Raw genomic sequence first — 21,517 nt, 5'->3', positions numbered from 1 at the left:
CACTGTGAGCCTGCATGACTGACTTCATCGGATCGGTCTGGTGGATGATCGTGAGCCTGGGGCTGCTGGTCACCTTCCACGAGTTCGGCCATTACTGGGTCGGCCGCATGTGCGGGGTCAAGGTGCTGCGCTTCTCGGTCGGCTTCGGTCGCCCGCTGTGGTCGCGCCGCGACCGCCACGGCACCGAGTTCGCCATTGCCGCCATTCCCCTGGGCGGCTATGTGAAATTCCTCGACGAGCGCGAAGTGGAGGTCCACCCGCACGAGCGTGGCCAGGCCTTCAACCACAAGACCGTGTGGCAGCGCATCGCGATCGTCGCCGCCGGCCCGGTCGCCAACCTGCTGCTGTGCATCCTGCTGCTGTGGGCGATGTTCGTGATCGGCAAGCAGGACTACTCGGCAACCGTCGGCCGCGCCACCGGCATGGCGGCCAGCGCCGGCCTTGGCAGCGGCGACCGCCTGCTGCGCGTGGATGACCGCGATGTGATCACCCTCGGCGAGGCCAGCATGGCCCTCACCGCCGCGGCCATGGACCGGCGCGATGTGACCCTGCAGGTGCTCGACCTGGCCGACCAGGTGCATTCGCGCACCCTGCCGCTGTCGCAGCTGCCGAGCGGATTCGATGAACGGCGGGTGCCGATCCTGGCCGGCCTGTACTGGCGGGCCTGGCTGCAGCCGCCGCTGGTGGACACCATCGTGAAGGGATCGGCGGCCGAGGGCCACCTGCAGCGCGGCGACCTGATCGTGGCGATCGACGGCCAGCGCATCGACAGCGTCGAGCAGGCGATCAGCGAAGTCAGCAGCCTCGGTCGTCGCGGCGGCCCGGCCATGGTCGAGGTGCTGCGCGGCGGCGAGCGCCTGGCGCTGGAGATCACCCCGCGCCAGGGCAAGGACGGCAAGGGCCAGCCCACCTGGCAGATCGGCGCCGGCTTCGCCGAACGCTACAGCCCGGCCTATGACACCCTGCTCAAGTACGGCCCGCTGCAGGCGGTGACCGTGGCGGTGCGCGAAACCGGCCGGATGGCCGCCGATTCGCTGGCCATGATGGGCCGCATCGTCACCGGCAAAGCCTCGCTGCAGAACGTTTCCGGCCCGGTCACCATTGCCCGGGTCGCCAATATTTCGGCCAAGCGCGGCGTCGACTGGTTCATCCAGTTCCTCGCCCTGCTGTCGCTGAGCCTGTGCATCATCAACCTGCTGCCGATCCCCATCTTGGACGGCGGCCACCTGCTGTATTACCTTATCGAGTTGGTCAAGGGCAGCCCGCTGAGCGAGCGTGCCATCGCCGCCGGCCAATACATCGGCCTGGCGTTGCTGGCCGGGCTGATGGGGTTGGCGTTCTACAACGACATCCTCGGCCTGGTCCCGCGATGAACTTTTCCACGTTGTTGCCGTCTACAGCGTCGGCATCCCGCACCAATGAAATCGACCTTCCTACCGGACGTGACATGACGCGACTCCCCAATCGCCGCCTGCTGGCCCTCGCCCTCGCCGCCGTCACCGGCGCTCCCGCCCTGGCCCAGGCAGCCGAGCCCTTCACTGTCAGCGACATCCGCGTCGACGGCCTGCAGCGCATCAGCTCGGGTACGGTGTTCACCTACCTGCCGGTCGAGCGTGGCGAGACCGTCACCGACAGCAAGGTCGGCGAAACCATCCGCGCCCTGTACAAGACCGGCTTCTTCGAAGACGTCCAGCTCGACCGCCAGGGCAGCATCCTGGTGGTGACCGTGAAGGAACGCCCGGCGATCAACAAGCTGACCGTCACCGGCAACAAGGACATCAAGTCCGACCAGCTGCTGAAGGGCCTGTCCGACATCGGCCTGACCGAGGGCGGCACCTTCGACCGCCTGAGCCTGGACCGGGTGACCCAGGAACTGCGCCGCCAGTACAACGACCGCGGCAAGTACACCGTCGACATCACCCCCACGGTCAGCCCGCTGGACCGCAACCGGGTGGACATCGCCATCGCGATCAAGGAAGGCAAGGCGGCCAAGATCCGCCACGTCAACCTGGTCGGCACCGAGAAGTTCGACAGCCAGGACATCCTGGACATCTGGGAGTCGAAGGAACACAACTGGGCGTCGTGGTACCGCCGTGACGACCAGTACTCGAAGGAAAAGCTGTCCGGCGACCTGGAAAAGCTCAATTCCTGGTACCTGGACCGCGGCTACGTCGATTTCAGCATCGATTCCACCCAGGTGTCGATCAGCCCCGACAAGCGCGACATGTTCATCACCGCCGGCGTGACCGAGGGTGACCAGTACAAGATCTCCGAGATCAAGGTCAGCGGCGACACGATCCTGCCGCAGGAAGACGTCGAGCGCATGGTCGTGCAGAAGTCCGGCGACACGTTCTCGCGTGCGCTGCTGGAATTCAGCTCCGACTCGATCACCAATTCGCTGTCCAACATCGGCTACGCCTTCGCCAAGGTGAACCCGATTCCGACCACCAACCGTGCCGAGCAGACCGTGGCGGTCAACATGCAGGTCGTGCCGGGCCCGCGCGTCAGCGTTCGCCGCATCATCTTCAAGGGCAACACCCGCACCTCCGACGAAGTGATGCGTCGCGAAATGCGCCAGTTCGAGAACAGCTGGTACTCGCAGGCCGCCATCGACCGTTCCAAGATCCGCCTGCAGCGCCTGGGCTACTTCGAGTCCGTGGACGTGGAAACCCCGGCGGTCAGCGGCAGCAACGACCAGGTCGACGTGGTCTACAACGTCAAGGAAACCACCTCCGGCAGCTTCGTGTTCGGCCTGGGCTACTCGCAGTCCTACGGCATGACCACCTCGGTGCAGCTGTCGCAGAACAACTTCCTCGGCGGCGGCAACCGCGTGTCGGTCGAAGCCTCGCGCAGCAGCTACCTGCAGCGCTACGGCTTCAGCTACACCAACCCGTACTTCACCGACGACGGTGTCTCGCTGGGCTACAACCTGTCCTGGCGCGAACTGGACTACTCCGACTTCAACACCGCGCAGTACAACAGCACCAATGGTTCGGCGCAGGTGGTGTTCGGCGTGCCGCTGACCGAGACCGATACCGTCTCGCTGATGTTCGGCATCGACAGCAACCAGATCACCACCTACCCGGGTGCGACGCCGCAGTCGATCATCGATTACATCAACGTGATCGGCCGCCGCACGTTCCACTCCTGGCGTACCGAACTGGGCTGGGCCCGTGACTCGCGCAACGACTACTTCATGCCGACCCGCGGTACCTACCAGCGTGTGGGCCTGGAGACCACCCTGCCGGGTTCGACCGTCGAGTACTACAAGCTGAACTACCAGATCTCCAAGTACTGGCCGATCATTCCCTCGCTGGTGATCAACACCCGTGCGGAAATCGGCTACGGCGACAGCTACGGCAACGACAAGACCGCGATGGTGCCGGACAAGGACGGCAACCTGCGTTCGGTCACCGCCTCGGGCCTGCCGTTCTACGAGAACTTCTACGCCGGCGGCACCAACTCGGTGCGCGGCTTCGAGGACAACACCCTCGGCCCGCGTGAAGTCACCACCGGTTACCCCGACGGCCAGCCGCTGGGTGGTTCGCTGAAGACCGTCGGTTCGGTCGAAGCCTATTTCCCGCGCCTGTTCGACAGCCCGTCGGCGCGCGTGTCGGCCTTCGTCGATTTCGGCAACGTCTACAACGGTACCGACAACTTCAAGGCCAACGAGCTGCGCGTGTCCACCGGTGTGGCCCTGCTGTGGCGCGCCCCGGTCGGCCCGATCTCGATCAGCTATGCGTTCCCGCTGAAGAAGAAGGACGGCGACGAGATCGAACGCCTGCAGTTCACCTTCGGCGGGCAGTTCTGACGAACCGCGTCGCGGTTCGCCAGAACTGCACACGCATTCCACCTATCCCCCGCGCCGTCGGCGCGCCCCCCTTGACAGAAGGGGGGCTCTCCACCAGACGGGTTGCGAAGCGCCGGGCTCTGCCCGGCGTTTTCGTTTTCGTTGCCGCGTTCACACGCGGTGAGCCGAGCATGGCTCGACTCTACAGAGGCTTCGAATGCTGGCCGCCTGCAGGGACGTGTCGAGAGGCGGCGGGTGGCCCTGGGCAGGACCGTTGGCGCCAGGGATGGCGCCATCGAGCACCATGGAGGGGCTTTTGCGTGTCCTGACCAGGGCCACCCGCCGCCTCCCCCACGTATCAGCCAGGCGCCTGCTTCTGCTCCCGCATGACCGGAATGGCGTCACACGTTAAACTCCCGCCGTGAATACTCCTACCTACACCGCCCAGCAACTCGCCGACCAGTTCGGCCTGCAGGTCCATGGCGATCCGACCACGGCCATCCATGGCGTGGCCACCCTCGCCCATGCCGGTGCCGGCCAGCTGACCTTCCTTGCCAATCCGCGCTACCGCGCCCAGCTGGCCGACAGCCACGCCGGCATCGTGGTGCTGCGCGCCGAGGATGCCGACGCAGCTCCCGGCACCGCGCTGGTGGCCAAGGACCCCTACACCACCTTCGCCAAGATCGGCGCGCTGTTCGACATCGCCCCGACCCGCCCGCCGGGCATCCACCCCAGCGCGGTGATCGACCCGCAGGCCCAGGTCGCCGCCAGCGCCCACATCGGCCCGTTCGTCACCATCGGTGCGCGCAGCGTGGTCGGCGAGAACTGCATCATCGGCGCCGGCAGCATCATCGGCGAGGACTGCACCCTCGACAGCGGCTGCGAACTGATCGCACGCGTCACCCTGGTCACCCGCGTCAAGCTGGGCAAGCGCGTGCGCATCCACCCCGGTGCCGTGCTCGGCGCCGATGGCTTCGGCCTGGCGATGGACGCCGGCAAGTGGATCAAGGTGCCGCAGCTGGGGGGCGTGCGCATCGGCGACGACTGCGAGATCGGCGCCAACACCTGCGTCGACCGCGGCGCGCTGGAAGACACCGTGCTGGCCGAAGACGTCCGCCTGGACAACCTGGTGCAGATCGCGCACAACGTGCAGATCGGCGCCCACTCGGCCATCGCCGGCTGCACCGGCATTGCCGGCAGTGCCAAGATCGGCCGTTACTGCCTGCTGGGCGGCGCGGTCGGCGTGGTCGGCCACCTCGAAATCTGCGACAAGGTCGTGATCACCGGCAAGTCGGTGGTCCGCAACTCCATCACCGAGCCGGGCGAATATTCCTCCGGCACCCCACTGACCGACAACCGCACGTGGCGCAAGAATGCCGCGCGCTTCAAGCAGCTGGATGCACTGGCCCGTCGCATCCTGTCTGTGAGCAAGGAGAAAGAATGAGCCAGCCCCAGACCCTGCCGGACATGGCGCAGATCCAGACGCTGCTTCCGCACCGCTACCCGTTCCTGCTCGTGGACAAGGTGGTGTCGATCGACTACGAAAAGCGCACCATCGTCGCGACCAAGAACGTCAGCATCAACGAACCGTTCTTCCAGGGCCACTTCCCGGGCCAGCCGATCATGCCCGGTGTGCTGATCATCGAAGCGATGGCCCAGGCCGGTGGCGTGCTGACCCAGCTGACCCTGGGCCGCGACGCCCAGTCCAAGCTGTTCTACATGGTCAAGGTCGACAAGGCCCGGTTCACCCGGCAGGTGGTGCCGGGCGACGTGCTGGAAATGCACGTGGAAATCAAGCGCGTGATCCGCAACATGGCCGTGTACGACTGCGTGGCCAAGGTCGACGGCGACGTCGTCGCCTGCGCCGAGGTGCTGTGCGCCGGCACCCGCGAATGACCCTGGCCGGAGGAGCAAGATGAGCGACAACGCCGCATTGATCCACCCCACCGCCGTGATCGATCCGTCGGCCCGCCTGGCTGACGACGTCCGCGTGGGCGCGTTCACCATCATCGGGCCGGACGTCGAGATCGGCGCCGGCACCGAGATCGGCTCACACTGCAGCATCCATGGCCCGACCCGGATCGGCCGCGACAACCGCTTCATCGGCCACGTCGCGGTGGGCGGCGAGCCGCAGGACAAGAAGTTCGCCGGCGAACGCACCGAACTGGTGATCGGCGACCGCAACGTGTTCCGCGAATTCGTCACCCTCAACCGCGGCACCGGCGGTGGCGGCGGCATCACCACCATCGGCGATGACAACTGGATGCTGGCCTACACGCATGTGGCGCACGACTGCCACGTCGGCAACTTCTGCGTGTTCTCCAACAACACCACGCTGGCCGGGCATGTGACCGTGGGCGACTACGTGATCATCAGCGGCTTTGCCGGTGCCCACCAGTTCTGCCGCATCGGTGCGCACGCGTTCCTCGGCATGGGGGCGCTGACCAATGGCGATGTGCCACCGTTCACCATGGTCGGCACCGATTCGCTGGGCCGCCCGCGCGGCATCAACAGCGAAGGGCTGAAGCGCCGCGGCTTCGATGCCGAACGCATCGCCGCCATCAAGCGCGCCTACCGCACGCTGTACGTGGCCGGCCTGCCGCTGGCCGAGGCCAAGACCCAGCTGGCCGAGCAGGCGCGCGCCAGCGACGACGTGAAGTCCATGCTCGACTTCATCGAGCACACCGAGAGGCACCTGCTGCGATGAGCAGCACGACCGGCCAGGCGTCGGCCGGCGCCGATGTGATCGCGCTGGCCTCGATGGCCGGCAGCGTCCCCGCGCAGCGCGTGCTCAGCGAGCGCCCGCTGCGGATCGCGCTGGTGGCCGGCGAGGCTTCCGGCGATCTGCTCGGTGCAGGCCTGGTGCGCGAACTGAAGGCGCGCTTCCCGCATGCCGAGTTCGCCGGCATCGGCGGCGACGCGATGCGCAGTGCCGGCTGCCAGACCTGGCACGATGCCAGCGAACTGGCGGTGATGGGCCTGACCGAAGTCTTGCGCCACCTGCCGCGCCTGCTCACGCTGCGTTCGGCGTTCCGCCAGCGCGCGCTGGAATGGCAGCCGGACGTGTTCATCGGCATCGATGCCCCGGACTTCAACCTGGGCATCGAGCGCTGGCTGAAGCAGCGCGGCGTGCGCACCGTGCACTACGTCAGCCCGTCGGTATGGGCGTGGCGCGAGAAGCGTGCGGAGAAGATCGGCAGCAGTGCCGACCTGGTGCTGTGCCTGTTCCCGATGGAACCGCCGATCTACGCCCGGCACGGCATCGACGCACGCTTCGTCGGCCACCCGATGGCCGATGAGATCCCGCTGCACGTCGACCGCGAAGCGGCCCGGATCGACCTCGGCCTGCCGGCCTCGGCCAAGGTGCTGGCGGTGTTGCCGGGCAGCCGCCTGGGCGAGATCTCCCGGCTTGGCGAAGCGTTCTTCGAGGCCGCCTGGCAGGTGTCCGAGCGCATTCCCGGCCTGCACGTGGTGGTGCCCGCGGCCAACGCGGCCTGCCGCCGCCTGATCGAGGAACAGCTGTCACGGTCGGCGCTGCCGGTGGCCTACTCGCACGTGCTCGATGGGCAGGCGCGCACCGCGATGATCGCCGCCGACGTGGTGGTGCTGGCCTCCGGCACCGCGACCCTGGAGGCGATGCTGGTGAAACGGCCGATGGTGGTCGGATACCGCGTGGCCGAACTGACCTACCGGCTGGTCAAGGCGCTGGGGCTGATCAAGGTCGACCGCTTCGCCCTGCCCAACATCCTTGCCGGCCAGGATCTGGCGCCGGAACTGATGCAGCACGACTGCAGCCCGGAAAAGCTCGCCGCCGCGATCCAGCAGTGGTTCGATCATCCGCAGCGGGTGGCCGACCTGCAGGGCACCTATGAGCGCCTGCATGAGCGCCTGCGCCGCAATGCCTCGGCCCGTGCCGCCGACGCCGTCGGCGAACTGCTGATGCGCAGCCAGGAGCGCGCATGAGCCGGCGCGATGCGGCCGCCGCCAGCCTGGCCCTGTTCGACGCGGCCACGGTGATCGATCCCGGCCGCCGCATCGCCGGCGTGGACGAAGCCGGTCGCGGCCCGCTGGCCGGCCCGGTGGCCGTGGCCGCGGTGGTGTTCTGCCCGCAGCGGCCGCGGCTGAACGGCCTGGACGACTCCAAGCAGCTGACCGCGGCACGCCGCGATCAGCTGTTCGATCGCATCCTCGACCGCGCCCTGGCCTGGCACGTGGTGCTGGTGGACGTGGAAACGATCGACCGCCTGAACATCTACCAGGCCACCCTGCAGGGCATGCGCGAGGTGGTGGCGGCGGTGGCGCAGGTCGCCGGCTTCGCCCGCATCGACGGCAACGTGGTGCCCAAGGGCCTGGCGCTGCCGGCGCAGGCCCTGGTCGGCGGCGATGGCATCGACCGCGCGATCATGGCCGCCTCGATCCTGGCCAAGGTCTCGCGCGACCGCTACATGCAGGACGTGCACGCGCGCCACCCGCACTATGGATTCGACCAGCACAAGGGCTACGGCACCCCGGCCCACCTGGCGGCGCTGCGCGAGCACGGCCCCTGCGCCGAACACCGGCGCAGCTTCGCCCCGGTGCGCGCGTGCCTGGAAGTGCCGCAGGTTGTGGCCGCCGACATCGCGATGGCCTGAATCGCCTGAACGGCGGCTGCGACCCATCTGGGGAAGAGTCCCCCTGAGTCAGGGGGACGCGCCAAGGGCGCGGGGGTCTGGAAGCATGGTGAGACGGGGCCCGCGGTTCGCCTGCGAACCGTGGGAAGCGATAGCGCGAATGCGATATCGCGTACCGTCAAGCCTTGTCGCCTCCCCCTGCCCTCGCTACCCTGACCGGGCATTCCAGCGCCTCCCCGACCCCGGCGACGAACCCTCGTCTGCACCCGGGGCCCGCGCGCTCCAACCTGGTCCGGCATGTCCAACTCCCGCTTCGTACATCTCCACGTCCATACCGAGTTCTCGCTGGCGGACTCGACCATCCGCGTGCCGGCCAAGCCGGACCAGGCCGACCCGAAGAAGGCCAAGCAGGCCAACCTGCTGTCGCGCTCGGTCGAGCTCGGCCTGCCGGCGCTGGCGGTCACCGATCTCAACAACCTGTTCGCCCTGGTCAAGTTCTACAAGGCGGCCGAAGGCGTAGGCATCAAGCCCATCGCCGGCGCCGACGTGATGATCGCCGAGGAAGGCCAGGACCCGTGGCGGATGACCCTGCTGTGTCGGGACCGCGAGGGCTACCTGAGCCTGTCACGGCTGCTGACCCGCGCATGGATGGAAGGCCATCGCGCCGAGGGCGGCGTGGCCATCCACCCGGACTGGCTGAAGGCGGGCAATGCCAACCTGTTCGCGCTGGCCGGCCGGCAGAGCCTGGCCGGGCGCCTGGCACTGGACGGCAAGCACGAGCTGGCCGAGCAGCAGCTGGCCGACTGGCAGCGCGTGTTCGGCGACGGCCTGCACCTGGAACTGACCCGCACCGGCCGCGACGGCGAGGAAGCGTTCAACCAGTTCGCGCTGATGGCCGCCGGCCAGCGCGGGCTGCCGGTGATCGCCAGCAACGACGTGCGCTTCCTGTCGCCGTCCGATTTCAGCGCGCACGAAGCGCGCGTGTGCATCTCCACCGGCCGCGTGCTGGATGATCCCAAGCGCCCGCGCGAGTACAGCGACCAGCAGTACCTGAAGTCGGCCGAAGAGATGTGCGCGCTGTTCGCCGATATTCCCGATGCGATCGACAACACGCTGGCGCTGGCCGAGCGCTGCAACATCGAGATGCGGCTGGGCACCTACTTCCTGCCCGACTATCCGGTGCCCGACGACGAGACGCTGGACAGCTGGATCCGCAGCGAATCGCGCAAGGGCCTGGCCGCCCGCCTGGAGAAGAATCCGGTCGCTGCCGGCATGACCGCGCAGGACTACAGCGACCGCCTGGAGTTCGAGCTCGACACCATCATCAAGATGGGGTTCCCCGGCTACTTCCTGATCGTGGCCGACTTCATCCAGTGGGGCAAGGCGCAGGGCATCCCGATCGGCCCGGGCCGTGGTTCCGGTGCCGGCTCGCTGGTGGCCTGGGCGCTGCAGATCACCGATCTGGACCCGCTGCCGTACAACCTGCTGTTCGAGCGCTTCCTCAACCCGGAACGCGTGTCGATGCCCGACTTCGACATCGACTTCTGCATGGACCGGCGCGACGAGGTCATCGACTACGTCGCCCGCAAGTACGGCCGCGAGCGGGTCAGCCAGATCATCACCTACGGCACCATGGCGGCCAAGGCGGTGGTACGCGACTCCGGTCGCGTGCTGGGCTTCCCGTATGGCCTGGTCGATGGCGTGGCCAAGCTGATTCCCAACATCCTCGGCATTTCGCTGAAGGATGCGATGGGCGAAGGCAAGGACAGCGAGATGGCCTCGCCCGAGCTGATCCAGCGCTACCAGAGCGAGGACGACGTCCGCGATCTGATCGATCTGGCGCGGCAGCTGGAGGACCTGACCCGCAACGCCGGCAAGCACGCCGGCGGCGTGGTCATCGCGCCGGAACCCCTGAGCGAGTTCTGCCCGCTGTTTGCCGAACACGATGAAGACGGGCGCGGCAAGAACCCGGTCACCCAGTTCGACAAGAACGACGTGGAAGAAGTGGGCCTGGTGAAGTTCGACTTCCTCGGCCTGCGTACCCTGACCATCATCGACTGGGCGGTGAAGGCGATCAACCAGCGCCATGCGCGCGCCGGCATTCCGCCGGTGGACATCACCCAGCTGCCGCTGGACGATGCGCCGACCTACAAGGACATCTTCGCCTCGGGCAATACCGGTGCGGTGTTCCAGTTCGAATCGTCGGGCATGCGCCGCCTGCTGAAGGATGCCAAGCCCGACCGGTTCGAGGACCTGATCGCGCTGGTGTCACTGTACCGCCCCGGCCCGATGGACCTGATTCCGTCCTTCGTCGACCGCAAGCACGGCCGCGAGGACGTGGAGTATCCGGACCCGCGCACCGAGCGCATCCTGCGCGACACCTACGGCATCATGGTGTACCAGGAGCAGGTGATGCAGATGGCGCAGATCGTCGGCGGCTACTCGCTGGGCGGCGCCGACCTGCTGCGCCGCGCGATGGGCAAGAAGGTGCCGGCCGAGATGGCCAAGCACCGCGAGATCTTCCGCGAAGGTGCGGCCAAGGGCGGCGTCGACGGCCCCAAGGCCGACGAGATCTTCGACCTGATGGAGAAGTTCGCCGGCTACGGCTTCAACAAGTCGCACGCCGCCGCCTATGCGCTGGTCAGCTACCAGACCGCCTGGCTCAAGCGCCATTACCCGGCCGAGTTCATGGCCGCCACGCTGTCGTCGGACATGGACAACACCGACAAGGTGGTCGGCTTCCTCGACGAAGTGCGCAACCTCGGCCTGACCGTGCTGCCGCCGAAGGTGAACCAGTCCGCCTTCATGTTCGAAGCGGCAACGCCGGACACCATCCAGTACGGCCTGGGCGCGATCAAGGGCGTCGGCCAGGGCGCCTGCGAGGCGGTGGTCGAAGAACGCCTGCGCGGCGGCGACTACACCGACCTGCTCGATTTCTGCACCCGCATCGGCTCGGCCAAGCTCAACCGGCGCACGCTGGAAGCGATGATCAACTGTGGCGCGCTGGACGAACTGGGCCACAACCGCGCCTCGCTGATGCTGCAGCTGCCGGAAGTGATCAAGGCCACCGAGCAGATGGCACGCGAGCGCGCCTCCGGCCAGAATTCGCTGTTCGGCGGTCCCGAGCCGGGCGTGCAGGCGATCCACCTGGAACTGCCGGAAACCGACGAATGGCCGTTGCTACAGCGCCTGAACGGCGAGCGCGACACGCTGGGCTTCTACCTCAGTGGACATCCCTTCGACCCGTGGCGCGACGACGTGCGCGACCTGGTCGGCAACGACCTGGGGGCGGTGGAGAAGATCTGGAGCGCCAACAGCAACGGCGGCGGGGGTGAGAAGCGCTGGCGGCCGGAAGTGCAGACCGTGCTGGCCGGCCAGGTGGTGGGCGTGCGCCGCAAGGGCGAAAGCCAGATCTTCATCCAGCTCGAGGACGGCCGTGGCCGCGTCGAGTGCAGCGCGTTCTCCGATGCCATGGCCGAGTTCGGCCACCTGATGACCAAGGACCGCATCCTGGTGGTCAAGGGCGGGCTGCGCGAGGACGAATTCAACGGTGGCTATGCGCTGCGCATCCGCCAGTGCTGGGACTTCGACGAAGTCTGCGCCAACTACGCCACGCGCCTGTCGCTGCGGCTGGATCTGCGCCAGCAGCGCCCGGTGTGGGAGCGCATCGATGCCCTGCTCGACCGCCATCGCCCGGGGCGCACGCCGCTGCGGCTGGACCTGCTGCTGAAGGGCCCGCAGGGCGGCATCGCCGGCATGCTCGATGTATCCGGGCAGAGCGCGGTGCGCATCGACTCCAAGCTGATGGAGGCACTGCGCGCCGACCCGGCCGTGCGCACGCTGAAGGTGCGCTACAGCCCGCCGTGGGCCAATTGAGACCGGCCCTCCTTCCGGTTGCTGTCTGTTCCCGCTTCCCCGCTGCATACGTCAAGGACGATTGCCTGTCATGAAGAATCTGCTGTTCCCGCTGTTGGCCACCCTGGCGCTGGCCGCCTGTTCGTCCAAGGTCGATTTCGAGATCGACAACCCCACCGACACGCCGCTGGCCATCAGCATCGATGGCAAGGACATGCCGGTGGCTGCGAAGGCTTCCCGTCCGGTCAGCCTTGCACCCGGCGAACACCGCCTGCACACCGATGCCCTGGGTGATGTGCGTTTCATCGTGTATGCCGACAGCCGCGGCGGCCTGATCAATCCCACCTTGAGCGAGTACATCACCGCACGCGAGATCTACGTCACCGGTGAGGACAAGCTGAAGAACTTCGGAGTCAGCGGCCTGGGCATCGACGTGGGCGGGGTGGAATTCAAGGGACCGTTCGACAAGTTCCATGGCCTGTTCATCGACAAGACCTGGAACTTCGGCGTGCGCGAGCCGTTCCCCGAAGAGCAGGTGGTTGCGCACGTGGACTCGACCGGCGGCCGGATCAGCACCAAGATCTTTACCGCGCCGGAGTTCATTACCTACATCGAGGCCGGCATGGGCAAACCCGGCGCCTACAAGCGCGAGCAGCCGGCCGGTTACGTGGCCCCCCGCTACACGCTGCAACCGGCGCCGGCGCTGCCCGCGCTGGACCCGGCCTTCGAGGCCCATGCCGGCCAGGTGCGCGACATCTATGCCCGCTGGCTGAAGGCCACCACGGCCAGCGAGCAGAAGGCCCTGCGCAAAGAGGACGTGCAGGCACAGATGGCCTTCACCCGGGCCACCATGACCCTGGGCGCCAAGCTGCCGGTCGCCGCCAACCAGGCCTACAACGACTTCGTGACCATCCGCAGCACCGAAATGGCCCGCAGCGCGCTGGTCCTGCCCTGAACCGGCGGCCGGCGGCCCGACTGGCGCCGCCGGCCCTCACTGCGCTACCGTCGCCTTCCAGACGAAGGCGTACGGGCCGTTCCTGCGCATTCGGCTAGAATTCCCCTCTTCTTTACACGACGGCTTCCGATGAATCCGAACTACCTCGACTTCGAGCAACCCATCGCCGACCTGGAAGCCAAGATCCAGGAACTGCGCAACGCCAGTGCCGGGCCGGCGGTCAATGTCGAGGCCGAAGTGCATGCGCTGCAGGACAAGCTGCGCGTGCGTACCGCGCAGATCTTCCGCAACCTGACCTCCTGGCAGGTGCTGCAGCTGGCCCGCCACCCGTCGCGCCCCTACACCGCCGACTACATCCGCATCATCTGCGATGAGTTCCAGGAACTGGCCGGCGACCGCGCCTTCGCCGACGACAAGGCGATCATGGGCGGGCTGGCCCGCATCAACGGCCGCGCCGTGATGGTGATCGGTCACCAGAAGGGCCGCGACACCAAGGAAAAGATCAAGCGCAACTTCGGCATGCCCAAGCCGGAGGGCTACCGCAAGGCGCTGCGCCTGATGAAGATGGCCGAGCGCTTCGGCCTGCCGGTGCTGACCCTGATCGATACCGCCGGCGCCTGGCCGGGCATCGATGCCGAATCGCGCGGCCAGTCCGAAGCGATCGCCCGCAACCTGATCGAGATGGCCGAGCTGAAGGTGCCGGTGATCTGCACCGTGATCGGCGAAGGTGGCTCCGGCGGTGCGCTGGCGCTGGGCGTGGGCGACCGCACCGTGATGCTGGAATATGCGGTGTACTCGACCATCACCCCGGAAGGCTGCGCCTCGATCCTGTGGAAGGACGCCGGCAAGGCCAAGGATGCCGCCGAGCAGCTGGGGCTGACCGCGCCGCGCCTGAAGAGCCTGGGCCTGGTCGACAAGGTCGTGCGCGAGCCGACCGGTGGTGCCCACCGCAACCCGACCCAGATGGCCAAGCGCCTGAAGGCCGTGCTGCTGAACGAGCTGGATGCGCTGGACACCCTGTCCACCGAGGAACTGCTGGAGCAGCGCTACAAGCGCCTGCGCAGCTACGGCACCTACGAAGCCGCGTAAGCGGCCGCGAACCGGGACCGCATCCACGCATGGCGTGGATGCGCGGGAGGCCTGGTCAGAACGGCTTGGCCAGCACCAGCCACACGATCGGAATGAACGCCAGCAGCGGCAGTTCGTTGATCCAGCGCAGCGCGCGCCCGGACGGCAGCGCCCTGCCCTTGGCCACGCCCTTGAGCAGGCGCCCCATCCAGCTGAAATACACCAGCAGCAGCACCACCAGCCCCAGCTTCGCATGCAGCCAGCCGGCGCCGCCCGGCGCGACCATGGTCGGGAAATCGGGAATGACCTTGTAGCCCAGCCACAGCACCAGGCCGAGCAGGAACGCCAGGCCGAACATCGAATGACCGAACCGGTACAGGCGCAGGCCCATCAGCTGCAGGCGCTCCCCCACCGCCGGCTGCCCGGCCGTCTCGGACAGGTTCACCAGGATGCGCGGCAGATAGAACACCGTGGCCATCCACGCCACCACGAACACGATGTGGAAGGTCTTGACCCAGTAGTAACTCTGCATGCGCTCGCTCCGGCGGCTGGCGTAGGTTGGCGGCCATTCTCGCATGCCGTGGCCAAGCCTCCGCACGCACCGGCGCCGCGTCACATCGACGCATGGCGCGCCGCAACACCTTACGATAGGCGCCGTTTTCCCCGATCGCGCACCGCCCCATGGACAAGACCTACGACGCCGCCTACTTCCAGCGCTGGTACCGCCATGCCGACGTCGGCGGCAGCGCCCGCCTGGCGCGCAAGGTTGCCTTGGCCGTGGCCAGCGCCGAGTACTACCTGGAGCGGCCGATCCGCAGCGTGCTGGACATCGGCTGCGGCGAAGGTGCCTGGCGCGCACCGTTGCTGAAGCTGCGTCCGAAGGTCGAATACCTTGGCTTCGACAGCAGCGAGTACGCTGTGCGCCGCTACGGACGGACCCGCAACCTGCACCTGGCCCGCTTCGGCGACTTTGCCTGGCTGCGGCCGTGCGCCCCGGTCGACCTGCTGGTCTGCTCGGATGTGATGCACTACGTGCCCCAGCGCGAACTGCGCGCCGGGCTGGCCGGGCTGGCCGAACTGACCGGCGGCGTCGCCTTCCTCGAGACCTTTGCCGCCGAGGACGCCTTCGAGGGCGACCAGGACGGCTTCCAGTCGCGCCCGGCACGCTGGTACCAGCGTGAGCTGCGCCGTCAGGGCCTGCAGGCGGTCGGCTCGCACCTGTGGCTGGGCCCCGCGCTGGCCGGCGAGGCCGCCGCGCTGGAGCAGGCCGCCCGCTGAATGCGGGGGCGGCGGGCACTTAACGTCCGGGACGATCGGATGCGCTATGCTGCGCGGCAACATAAGACCATACATATTCGGTCGGCATGCTCTATCAACTGCACGAACTGACCCGCAACCTGCTCGCCCCCTGGGTGCACCAGGCCCAGGCCAACGCCAGGTTCTTCGCCAACCAGGGCCACTGGTGGTCGCAGATGCCGGGCGCTGATCGCCTGGCGGCGGTCAATGAGCTGTTCCACCGCATCGGCAAGGATTACGAGAAGCCCGAATGGGGCATCAACGAAATCGACGTCGAAGGCGAGCGCGTGCCGATCGTGGTGCACGAGGAAGTGAGCAAGCCGTTCTGCAAGCTGCTGCGCTTCAAGCGCCACAGCAATGAAGCCGATCAGCTGCACACCATGCTCAACCAGCCGTTCGTGCTGGTGGTGGCACCGTTGTCCGGCCACCACGCCACGCTGCTGCGCGATACCGTGCGCACCCTGCTGCGCGACCACCGCGTGTATGTGACCGACTGGGTCGATGCGCGCATGGTACCGGCCAGCGAAGGCGAATTCGGCCTGGACGACTACATCGCCTACATCCAGGAATTCATCCGCCATCTCGGCGTCGAGCGCCTGCATGTGGTGAGCGTGTGCCAGCCGACGGTGCCGGTGCTGGCGGCGGTTTCGCTGATGGCCAGCCGTGGCGAGCCGACCCCGCGCACGCTGGTGATGATGGGCGGCCCGATCGATGCGCGCTGCAGCCCGACCGCAGTCAACAATCTGGCCACGCAGAATCCGCTGTCGTGGTTCGAGAACAACGTCATCCACACCGTGCCGGCCAGCTATCCCGGCGCCGGTCGCCGCGTGTACCCGGGCTTCCTGCAGCACGCCGGTTTCCTGTCGATGAATCCCAGCCGCCACTTCAGTTCGCACTGGGATTTCTATACCGACCTGGTCAAGGGCGACCTGGAAGACGCCGACGCGCACCGTCGCTTCTACGACGAGTACAACGCCGTGCTGGACATGCCGGCCAAGTACTACCTGGATACCATTTCCGTGGTGTTCCAGGACTTCCTGCTGCCGCGTGGCGAGTGGGTGGTCAATGGCGAGAAGGTGGATCCCTCGGCGATCCGCGATACCGCGCTGCTGAGCATCGAAGGCGAGCTGGACGACATCGCCGGGCTCGGCCAGACCGAAGCGGCGCAGGCGCTGTGTACCGGCATCAGCGCTGACCGCCGCGAGCATTTCATCGTCGAAGGCGCCGGCCACTACGGCATCTTCAGCGGCCGTCGCTGGCGCGAAGTGGTGTACCCGAAGGTGCGCGACTTCTTCGCCGCGCACGCCGAAGCACCGGCGGCGAAGGCCTCGAAGAAGAAGAGCAACGTCACCCCGCTGCGCCGAAAGGCGGGGTAATGCCGGCCGCTGGCCGGCAGGTTCCTGGTAGATGCCAACCCGGGTTGGCACCTGCCACCGCGTGGCGTCCGGCTTACAGCCGCACCAGCAGGTTCTTGGCGATCAGGCCATGCAGCTTGCCGATGCCGCGTGCCAGATGCAGGGTCAGCACCAGCAACAGCGCCCCCACTGCGGCCACCGCGATCGCCACCAGCGGCGAGGCCGCCATCGGCAGCACGTTCACGTCATTGATGTACACGCCGGGGATGTCACCACTGAAGATCGCCGCGACCGGCGCCCAGATCAGGCTCAGTGACAGCGACAGCAACGTCACCGCGATGGTGAAGTAGATGACGCCCAACGGCAGCATCAGCACGAAGTACAGCAGGGTCAGCCAGGTACGGCCATCGGTGAACATGTCGCCGATGCGCTGCAGCCAGCTGCGGCTGCGATCGGTGTAGCGCGGACGACGCGGCATGCGCTCGCCGAGCAGCGCTTCCACCAGCCGCCCTTCCAGCAGCGCCAGCCCGCGCACCGAGCCGAAGAACAGCACGGTCAGCGGGATGCCGATGATCAGGATCAGCAGGCCCAGCGACAGTGACAGGCCGGTCACCACCCAGGTGAAGAAGAAGATGCCGGTGGCCAGCGACAGCAGCATGTAGAACAGCGCGCCATAGGTATGCGGATCGGTCACCACGCCGAAGAAACGCGCCAGCAGCGAGCGCTGCACCGGAGCCGGTGGCGGCGCAGCGGGCTCGACACCACTGGCTTCGGCCGCCGCACGCAGCACCGGCGCGGTATCCGCGCGCGGCGTGCGCAGCGCGCGGTTCACCGTCACTTCGGTCTCGCGGTAGATCTCGGCCACTTCGTCCGGCGCACCGTAGCTGCCGGCGACGTCGGCGATCACCTCGGCCTCGCTGCGGCCGGGCTGCGCCGCCAGTTCCGAGCGCAGGTACTCCTCGGCGTCGTACAGCGCGTCCTGCACCATCGCCGGATCGGCGCCGTCCAGCGCCGCGCGCAGCTGCGCCAGGTACTGCGGGATGGTGGTCGGCAGGGCACGGCCTGCCAGGCTCGGGTCGTTCATTGCGGTACCCCCTCCAACACGGAATCGACGGAATCGCGGGTGGCCTGCCAGGCCTGGCGCCACTGCGCCAGCACCTCGCGGCCACGTTCATTGATGCGGTAGTAGCGCCGCGGCGGCCCGCTGCTGGACGGCTCCACATGGCTTTCCAGCAGGCCGGCGCCTTCCAGGTTGCGCAGTACCGGGTACAGCGCGCTCTGCTTGCCGCTCAGCACGCCTTCGCCGACACGCTCCAGCTCCTTGGCGATCAGGTAGCCGTACAGCGGCTCGCCGGCCCGGGCCAGCACCGCCAGCAGGGCCAGCGACACCGTTCCGGCGCTGAGTTCCTTCTGGAATTTCTTCAGGTGGACGTCGTCTTCGGACATGCCCGGCCCTCCACTACGTTGAAGTCCACAGTAGTGCGAAGTTCGGTATAGCGAATGTGTCGTTAGTCACTCTGCCGGTTGGTGCCCGATGCACCGGACGGCGCCCCGTTCATCTGTCAGAATCGCCAGCCCCTGACGGAACCTTAACCTGGTCATGAAGACATCCATCGCCCTTCTTCCCCTTCTCCTGCTGACTGCAGTGGCCGCTCCCGTGCACGCCATGACCGGGTGCGACTTCGTCGACGGCACGCATGAGTCGATCGCCTTTGCGCTGCTTGCCCTGGATGCACGGCAGCGCGGCGAAGAAGGACACGCCGTGCTGGCGCGTGCCGTGCCGGAGAAGAGCGATCCTGCATGGCACGCGGCGATGGCACGCGAAACGGTGGCGGAGGTGTTCAGTGATCTGCGCCCGATCGAGCCAGCGGTGTACTCGGTGTACCGGGGAATGGTCTGCTATCACGCGGCGCAGCGTCCTGCCGCGAACGTCGTGGTCGACTACGCAGCGATCCATCCCGCGTTGGCGGCCTGCGAATCCAGGCCCACACCGCGTGAGCAAGGGCAATGCGCCGGCGAAGCACTCGACAACTACTTCGATGGCACGGCGAAATGATGCTGTGCCCATTTTCGGGCACATGACATCGTGCTCGTCTCTCGCGCAGAATCGAAGCCTCGTTCATGTTCCGGGGTCCCCATGCCGCACCGTCGTCGCCTTGCCCTGACCGCCCTCGCCCTGTCCTGCCTGCTGCCCGCCGTGGCCGGCGCGGCCACCGCGTACCGCAGCCCGCAGCAGATTCTTGAGGCGTCGACGGCCAGCGACTGGCGCACCCCGGACCCGGCCAACCTGCTGTACATGGATCTGCCGGCCGGGCGGGTGATCATCGAGCTGGCGCCGCAGTTCGCCCCGCGCCATGTCGCCAACATCCGGACCTTCGCCCACGAGCACTTCTGGGACGGCACCAGCATCTACCGTTCGCAGGACAACTTCGTGGTGCAGTTCGGTGATGCCGACGCTGATGACGCGGCCAAGGCCAAGCCGTTCGGCAGTGCCGCGCGCAAGCTGCCGGCCGAATTCGAACGCGCCAGCGCCGGCCTGAAGGTCAGCGTGCTGCCGGATCGCGATGGCTGGGCGGCACAGACCGGTTTCGTCGATGGCTTCCCGGTCGGCCAGGACCCGCAGGCCGGCAAGGCCTGGCTGGCGCACTGCTACGGCATGCTCGGCGCCGGCCGCAGCAACGAGGAAGACAGCAGCATCGGCGCCGAACTCTATGTGGTGACCGGCCAGTCGCCGCGCCAGCTGGACCGCAACATCACCTTGGTCGGCCGCGTGCTGAAGGGCATGGAGCTGCTCAGCGCGATCCCGCGCGGACCCGCGCCGATGGGCTTCTATGCAGACCCGACGCTGCGCACGCCGATCGTGTCGATCCGCCGCGCCAGCGACGTGCCGGCGGCCGAACGCACACCGATCCAGGTGCTGCGCACCGATTCGAAGACCTTTGCCGATACGGTGGAAGCGCGGCGCAACCGCGTGGATGATTTCTACAAGCGCCCGGCCGGGCATATCGACCTGTGCAATATTCCGGTGCCGGTGCGGTAGCGCCGGGCCATGCCCGGCGGGTGCTGCGGCGGGTTCCGTACGTGGCGCATGCTGAAGGTGCTTCACTGTTCATGGGCGTTACTTTTCTTTGTACGCAAAGAAAAGTAACCAAAAGAAACGTTCCGCCAGCCGCGAGCCGATGCTGCGCACCGGTGCCCTGTGCTCCTCGGCCCGTCGAGGGACGGCGCGGGAACTCGCTGCGCTCAGACACCCGCGCCTCTTCGCCCTCGCCGGACCTGCGGTGCTCGGCTCGCTCAAGGCGGACTGGAAGGTCAAGATCAACCGCAAAAGCATCCACGCATGGCGTGGATCTACTGGGTGCAGCTGTGGCCTTTGATCTGGATCCGCCTTGAGCGAGCCGAGCATCGCAGGGGAATCAGGGGCGAAGAGGTGCCGATGTCTGAGCGTAGCGAGTCCGGCACCGTCCCCTGATTCACCGAGAAGCGCAGGGGACCGACGTGCGAAGCACGGCGGCTCGCGACCTGGCGGCGCGTTTCTTTTGGTTACTTTTCTTTTCGCGCGCAAAGAAAAGCGACGCCCATGAACAATGAAGCGCCTTCAGCACGCGCCACGTGCAAAACACCTCAGCCCTTCTGACTCACCGCCACGCTGCCCAGAATCAACGCGCCCGCAATCAACATCTGCAGCGTCACCGGCTCGCCCAGGAACAGCCACGCAAACGCGGCACCGAACAGCGGAATCAGGTAGGTGACCGTCGAGGCGCGTGACGGCCCGATGCGTCCGATCAGGCGGTAGAACATCAGGAATGCCAGACCGGTGCACAGCACACCCAGCGCGATCGCCGCGCCCCAGGCCTTGAACGGAATCGCCGCCTGCGGCCAGTGGCTGACCGCCATCGGCAGCATCCACAACGAGGCGCACGACAGCGTGGCCGCCGCCGCGGCGGCCGAGGGCAGGCCGGTCATGTGCCGCTTCACCAGGTTCACGCCCAGCCCGTACAGCAGCGAAGCCGCCGCACCGGCCAGCACCGCGGTGCCGATGCTCAGGCCCGAGACCTTGGCCGTGGCCAGCACCACCACGCCGGCGAAGCCGACCAGCAGCGCCCCGGCGCGGCGCACGCCGATCTTCTCGCCGAAGAACAGGAACGCGATCAGCGCGGCGAACAGCACGGTCATCGCATTGCAGATCGCGCCGATCGCGGCCGGCGCCCGTTCGGCGGCATAGGCGAACAGCACGAACGGCAGCGCCGAGTTGATCAGGCCGATCGGTGCCAGCCACAGCCAGCGCCGCGGCGGGAACTGTGCCCGCGCGTGCCACAGGAACGGCAGCAGCACCAGCGCGCCCAGCACCAGCCGCACCTCGACCAGCGCGAACGGACCGAACGAAGGCACTGCCACCCGCATGAACAGGAACGAGCAGCCCCAGATGGCGCCCAGCAGCGTCAGTTCCAGCGGTGTGCGCCAGTCGCGCTCGGCCGCCTGTGGGACCGCATTCATGCCCTGCCTCCGTCCATCGTCGCACCCTCGTGCTGGAGCCACAGGATCGGCCGCAGACGCCCGCCGCACAAGCGCGTAGTATCGCTGCCAG

At 67.4% G+C, this 21,517-nt stretch carries 18 protein-coding genes; 14 read left to right on the top strand and 4 right to left on the bottom strand.

Annotation, left to right across the window (positions count from 1 at the left end):
- Positions 1-14: 14 nt before the first annotated feature.
- The 10 genes from rseP (at position 15) to Q5Z10_RS06655 (ending at position 14,299) form a co-directional block, all read left to right on the top strand.
- Positions 15-1,373, top strand: a complete 1,359-nt coding sequence (rseP, locus tag Q5Z10_RS06700; protein WP_303638471.1) for an RIP metalloprotease RseP — start codon at positions 15-17, stop codon at positions 1,371-1,373.
- Positions 1,374-1,447: 74 nt separating this feature from the next.
- Positions 1,448-3,811 (top strand): outer membrane protein assembly factor BamA, encoded by a 2,364-nt coding sequence (bamA, locus tag Q5Z10_RS06695; RefSeq protein WP_303638470.1) that lies wholly within the window; start codon positions 1,448-1,450, stop codon positions 3,809-3,811.
- 400 nt (positions 3,812-4,211) lie between these two features.
- Positions 4,212-5,234, top strand: coding sequence for a UDP-3-O-(3-hydroxymyristoyl)glucosamine N-acyltransferase (gene lpxD / locus Q5Z10_RS06690; protein ID WP_303638469.1), 1,023 nt, complete (start codon positions 4,212-4,214; stop codon positions 5,232-5,234).
- On the top strand, positions 5,231-5,686 hold the full coding sequence (gene fabZ / locus Q5Z10_RS06685) for a 3-hydroxyacyl-ACP dehydratase FabZ (RefSeq protein WP_303638468.1): 456 nt from the start codon (positions 5,231-5,233) through the stop codon (positions 5,684-5,686). The genes lpxD and fabZ overlap by 4 nt, the downstream gene beginning before the upstream one ends.
- A 19-nt stretch (positions 5,687-5,705) precedes the next feature.
- A complete protein-coding gene (gene lpxA / locus Q5Z10_RS06680; RefSeq protein WP_303638467.1) occupies positions 5,706-6,497 on the top strand; it encodes an acyl-ACP--UDP-N-acetylglucosamine O-acyltransferase in 792 nt (263 codons plus the stop codon).
- A 53-nt stretch (positions 6,498-6,550) separates the two neighbouring features.
- Positions 6,551-7,753, top strand: coding sequence for a lipid-A-disaccharide synthase (gene lpxB, locus Q5Z10_RS06675; protein ID WP_303639149.1), 1,203 nt, complete (start codon positions 6,551-6,553; stop codon positions 7,751-7,753).
- Complete coding sequence (gene rnhB / locus Q5Z10_RS06670; RefSeq protein ID WP_303638466.1) at positions 7,750-8,421, top strand: ribonuclease HII; 672 nt, start codon at positions 7,750-7,752, stop codon at positions 8,419-8,421. The genes lpxB and rnhB overlap by 4 nt, the downstream gene beginning before the upstream one ends.
- A gap of 276 nt (positions 8,422-8,697) precedes the next feature.
- On the top strand, positions 8,698-12,276 hold the full coding sequence (gene dnaE, locus Q5Z10_RS06665) for a DNA polymerase III subunit alpha (RefSeq protein WP_303638465.1): 3,579 nt from the start codon (positions 8,698-8,700) through the stop codon (positions 12,274-12,276).
- Between the two features lie 70 nt (positions 12,277-12,346).
- The gene (locus Q5Z10_RS06660) at positions 12,347-13,210 is read left to right on the top strand and encodes a hypothetical protein (RefSeq protein WP_303638464.1); all 864 of its coding nucleotides are present in this window, start codon (positions 12,347-12,349) and stop codon (positions 13,208-13,210) included.
- A gap of 129 nt (positions 13,211-13,339) precedes the next feature.
- Positions 13,340-14,299 carry an acetyl-CoA carboxylase carboxyltransferase subunit alpha gene (locus tag Q5Z10_RS06655; RefSeq protein WP_303638463.1) on the top strand — a complete coding sequence of 320 codons (960 nt, stop codon included), beginning with the start codon at positions 13,340-13,342 and terminating at the stop codon, positions 14,297-14,299.
- 55 nt (positions 14,300-14,354) lie between these two features.
- Here the strand turns inward: Q5Z10_RS06655 and Q5Z10_RS06650 are convergent, their stop codons facing one another.
- Complete coding sequence (locus Q5Z10_RS06650) at positions 14,355-14,810, bottom strand: CopD family protein (protein WP_303638462.1); 456 nt, start codon at positions 14,808-14,810, stop codon at positions 14,355-14,357.
- A 149-nt stretch (positions 14,811-14,959) separates the two neighbouring features.
- Between Q5Z10_RS06650 and Q5Z10_RS06645 the strand changes: the two genes are divergently transcribed.
- Complete coding sequence (locus Q5Z10_RS06645) at positions 14,960-15,556, top strand: class I SAM-dependent DNA methyltransferase (RefSeq protein ID WP_303638461.1); 597 nt, start codon at positions 14,960-14,962, stop codon at positions 15,554-15,556.
- A gap of 86 nt (positions 15,557-15,642) precedes the next feature.
- On the top strand, positions 15,643-16,950 hold the full coding sequence (locus tag Q5Z10_RS06640) for a polyhydroxyalkanoate depolymerase (protein ID WP_303638460.1): 1,308 nt from the start codon (positions 15,643-15,645) through the stop codon (positions 16,948-16,950).
- Between the two features lie 73 nt (positions 16,951-17,023).
- Here Q5Z10_RS06640 and Q5Z10_RS06635 read toward each other — a convergent pair whose 3' ends face one another.
- Both Q5Z10_RS06635 and Q5Z10_RS06630 read right to left on the bottom strand, forming a co-directional pair.
- Positions 17,024-18,013: a sensor domain-containing protein gene (locus tag Q5Z10_RS06635; RefSeq protein ID WP_303638459.1), complete on the bottom strand. Its 990-nt coding sequence runs from the start codon at positions 18,011-18,013 to the stop codon at positions 17,024-17,026.
- Complete coding sequence (locus tag Q5Z10_RS06630) at positions 18,010-18,375, bottom strand: PadR family transcriptional regulator (RefSeq protein WP_004150914.1); 366 nt, start codon at positions 18,373-18,375, stop codon at positions 18,010-18,012. The genes Q5Z10_RS06635 and Q5Z10_RS06630 overlap by 4 nt, the downstream gene beginning before the upstream one ends.
- Positions 18,376-18,529: 154 nt before the next feature.
- On the opposite strand from Q5Z10_RS06630, the gene Q5Z10_RS06625 reads away from it, so the two are divergent.
- Together Q5Z10_RS06625 and Q5Z10_RS06620 are read left to right on the top strand one after the other, a co-directional pair.
- The gene (locus Q5Z10_RS06625; protein ID WP_303638458.1) at positions 18,530-18,985 is read left to right on the top strand and encodes a hypothetical protein; all 456 of its coding nucleotides are present in this window, start codon (positions 18,530-18,532) and stop codon (positions 18,983-18,985) included.
- Between the two features lie 81 nt (positions 18,986-19,066).
- Positions 19,067-19,969, top strand: a complete 903-nt coding sequence (locus Q5Z10_RS06620; protein ID WP_303638457.1) for a peptidylprolyl isomerase — start codon at positions 19,067-19,069, stop codon at positions 19,967-19,969.
- A 584-nt stretch (positions 19,970-20,553) separates the two neighbouring features.
- Here the strand turns inward: Q5Z10_RS06620 and Q5Z10_RS06615 are convergent.
- Entirely contained in the window at positions 20,554-21,426 is an 873-nt protein-coding gene (locus Q5Z10_RS06615) for a DMT family transporter (RefSeq protein WP_303638456.1), read from the bottom strand.
- Positions 21,427-21,517: the final 91 nt, after the last annotated feature.

This window comes from Stenotrophomonas sp. 704A1 (assembly GCF_030549525.1).
Taxonomy (GTDB): Bacteria; Pseudomonadota; Gammaproteobacteria; order Xanthomonadales; family Xanthomonadaceae; genus Stenotrophomonas; species Stenotrophomonas tuberculopleuritidis.
This window is presented reverse-complemented; position numbering and strand designations above follow the sequence as displayed.

Bases quoted from the DNA above. Each gene is read 5' to 3' on its own strand.
- fabZ (WP_303638468.1), top strand. From the start codon at position 5,231: ATGAGCCAGCCCCAGACCCTGCCGGACATGGCGCAGATCCAGACGCTG.
- rnhB (WP_303638466.1), top strand. From the start codon at position 7,750: ATGAGCCGGCGCGATGCGGCCGCCGCCAGCCTGGCCCTGTTCGACGCG.
- Q5Z10_RS06645 (WP_303638461.1), top strand. From the start codon at position 14,960: ATGGACAAGACCTACGACGCCGCCTACTTCCAGCGCTGGTACCGCCAT.
- lpxB (WP_303639149.1), top strand. From the start codon at position 6,551: ATGGCCGGCAGCGTCCCCGCGCAGCGCGTGCTCAGCGAGCGCCCGCTG.
- Q5Z10_RS06620 (WP_303638457.1), top strand. From the start codon at position 19,067: ATGCCGCACCGTCGTCGCCTTGCCCTGACCGCCCTCGCCCTGTCCTGC.
- Q5Z10_RS06630 (WP_004150914.1), bottom strand. From the start codon at position 18,375: ATGTCCGAAGACGACGTCCACCTGAAGAAATTCCAGAAGGAACTCAGC.
- Q5Z10_RS06635 (WP_303638459.1), bottom strand. From the start codon at position 18,013: ATGAACGACCCGAGCCTGGCAGGCCGTGCCCTGCCGACCACCATCCCG.
- lpxA (WP_303638467.1), top strand. From the start codon at position 5,706: ATGAGCGACAACGCCGCATTGATCCACCCCACCGCCGTGATCGATCCG.
- Q5Z10_RS06650 (WP_303638462.1), bottom strand. From the start codon at position 14,810: ATGCAGAGTTACTACTGGGTCAAGACCTTCCACATCGTGTTCGTGGTG.
- Q5Z10_RS06660 (WP_303638464.1), top strand. From the start codon at position 12,347: ATGAAGAATCTGCTGTTCCCGCTGTTGGCCACCCTGGCGCTGGCCGCC.
- Q5Z10_RS06625 (WP_303638458.1), top strand. From the start codon at position 18,530: ATGAAGACATCCATCGCCCTTCTTCCCCTTCTCCTGCTGACTGCAGTG.
- dnaE (WP_303638465.1), top strand. From the start codon at position 8,698: ATGTCCAACTCCCGCTTCGTACATCTCCACGTCCATACCGAGTTCTCG.
- Q5Z10_RS06615 (WP_303638456.1), bottom strand. From the start codon at position 21,426: ATGAATGCGGTCCCACAGGCGGCCGAGCGCGACTGGCGCACACCGCTG.
- bamA (WP_303638470.1), top strand. From the start codon at position 1,448: ATGACGCGACTCCCCAATCGCCGCCTGCTGGCCCTCGCCCTCGCCGCC.
- Q5Z10_RS06655 (WP_303638463.1), top strand. From the start codon at position 13,340: ATGAATCCGAACTACCTCGACTTCGAGCAACCCATCGCCGACCTGGAA.
- Q5Z10_RS06640 (WP_303638460.1), top strand. From the start codon at position 15,643: ATGCTCTATCAACTGCACGAACTGACCCGCAACCTGCTCGCCCCCTGG.
- rseP (WP_303638471.1), top strand. From the start codon at position 15: ATGACTGACTTCATCGGATCGGTCTGGTGGATGATCGTGAGCCTGGGG.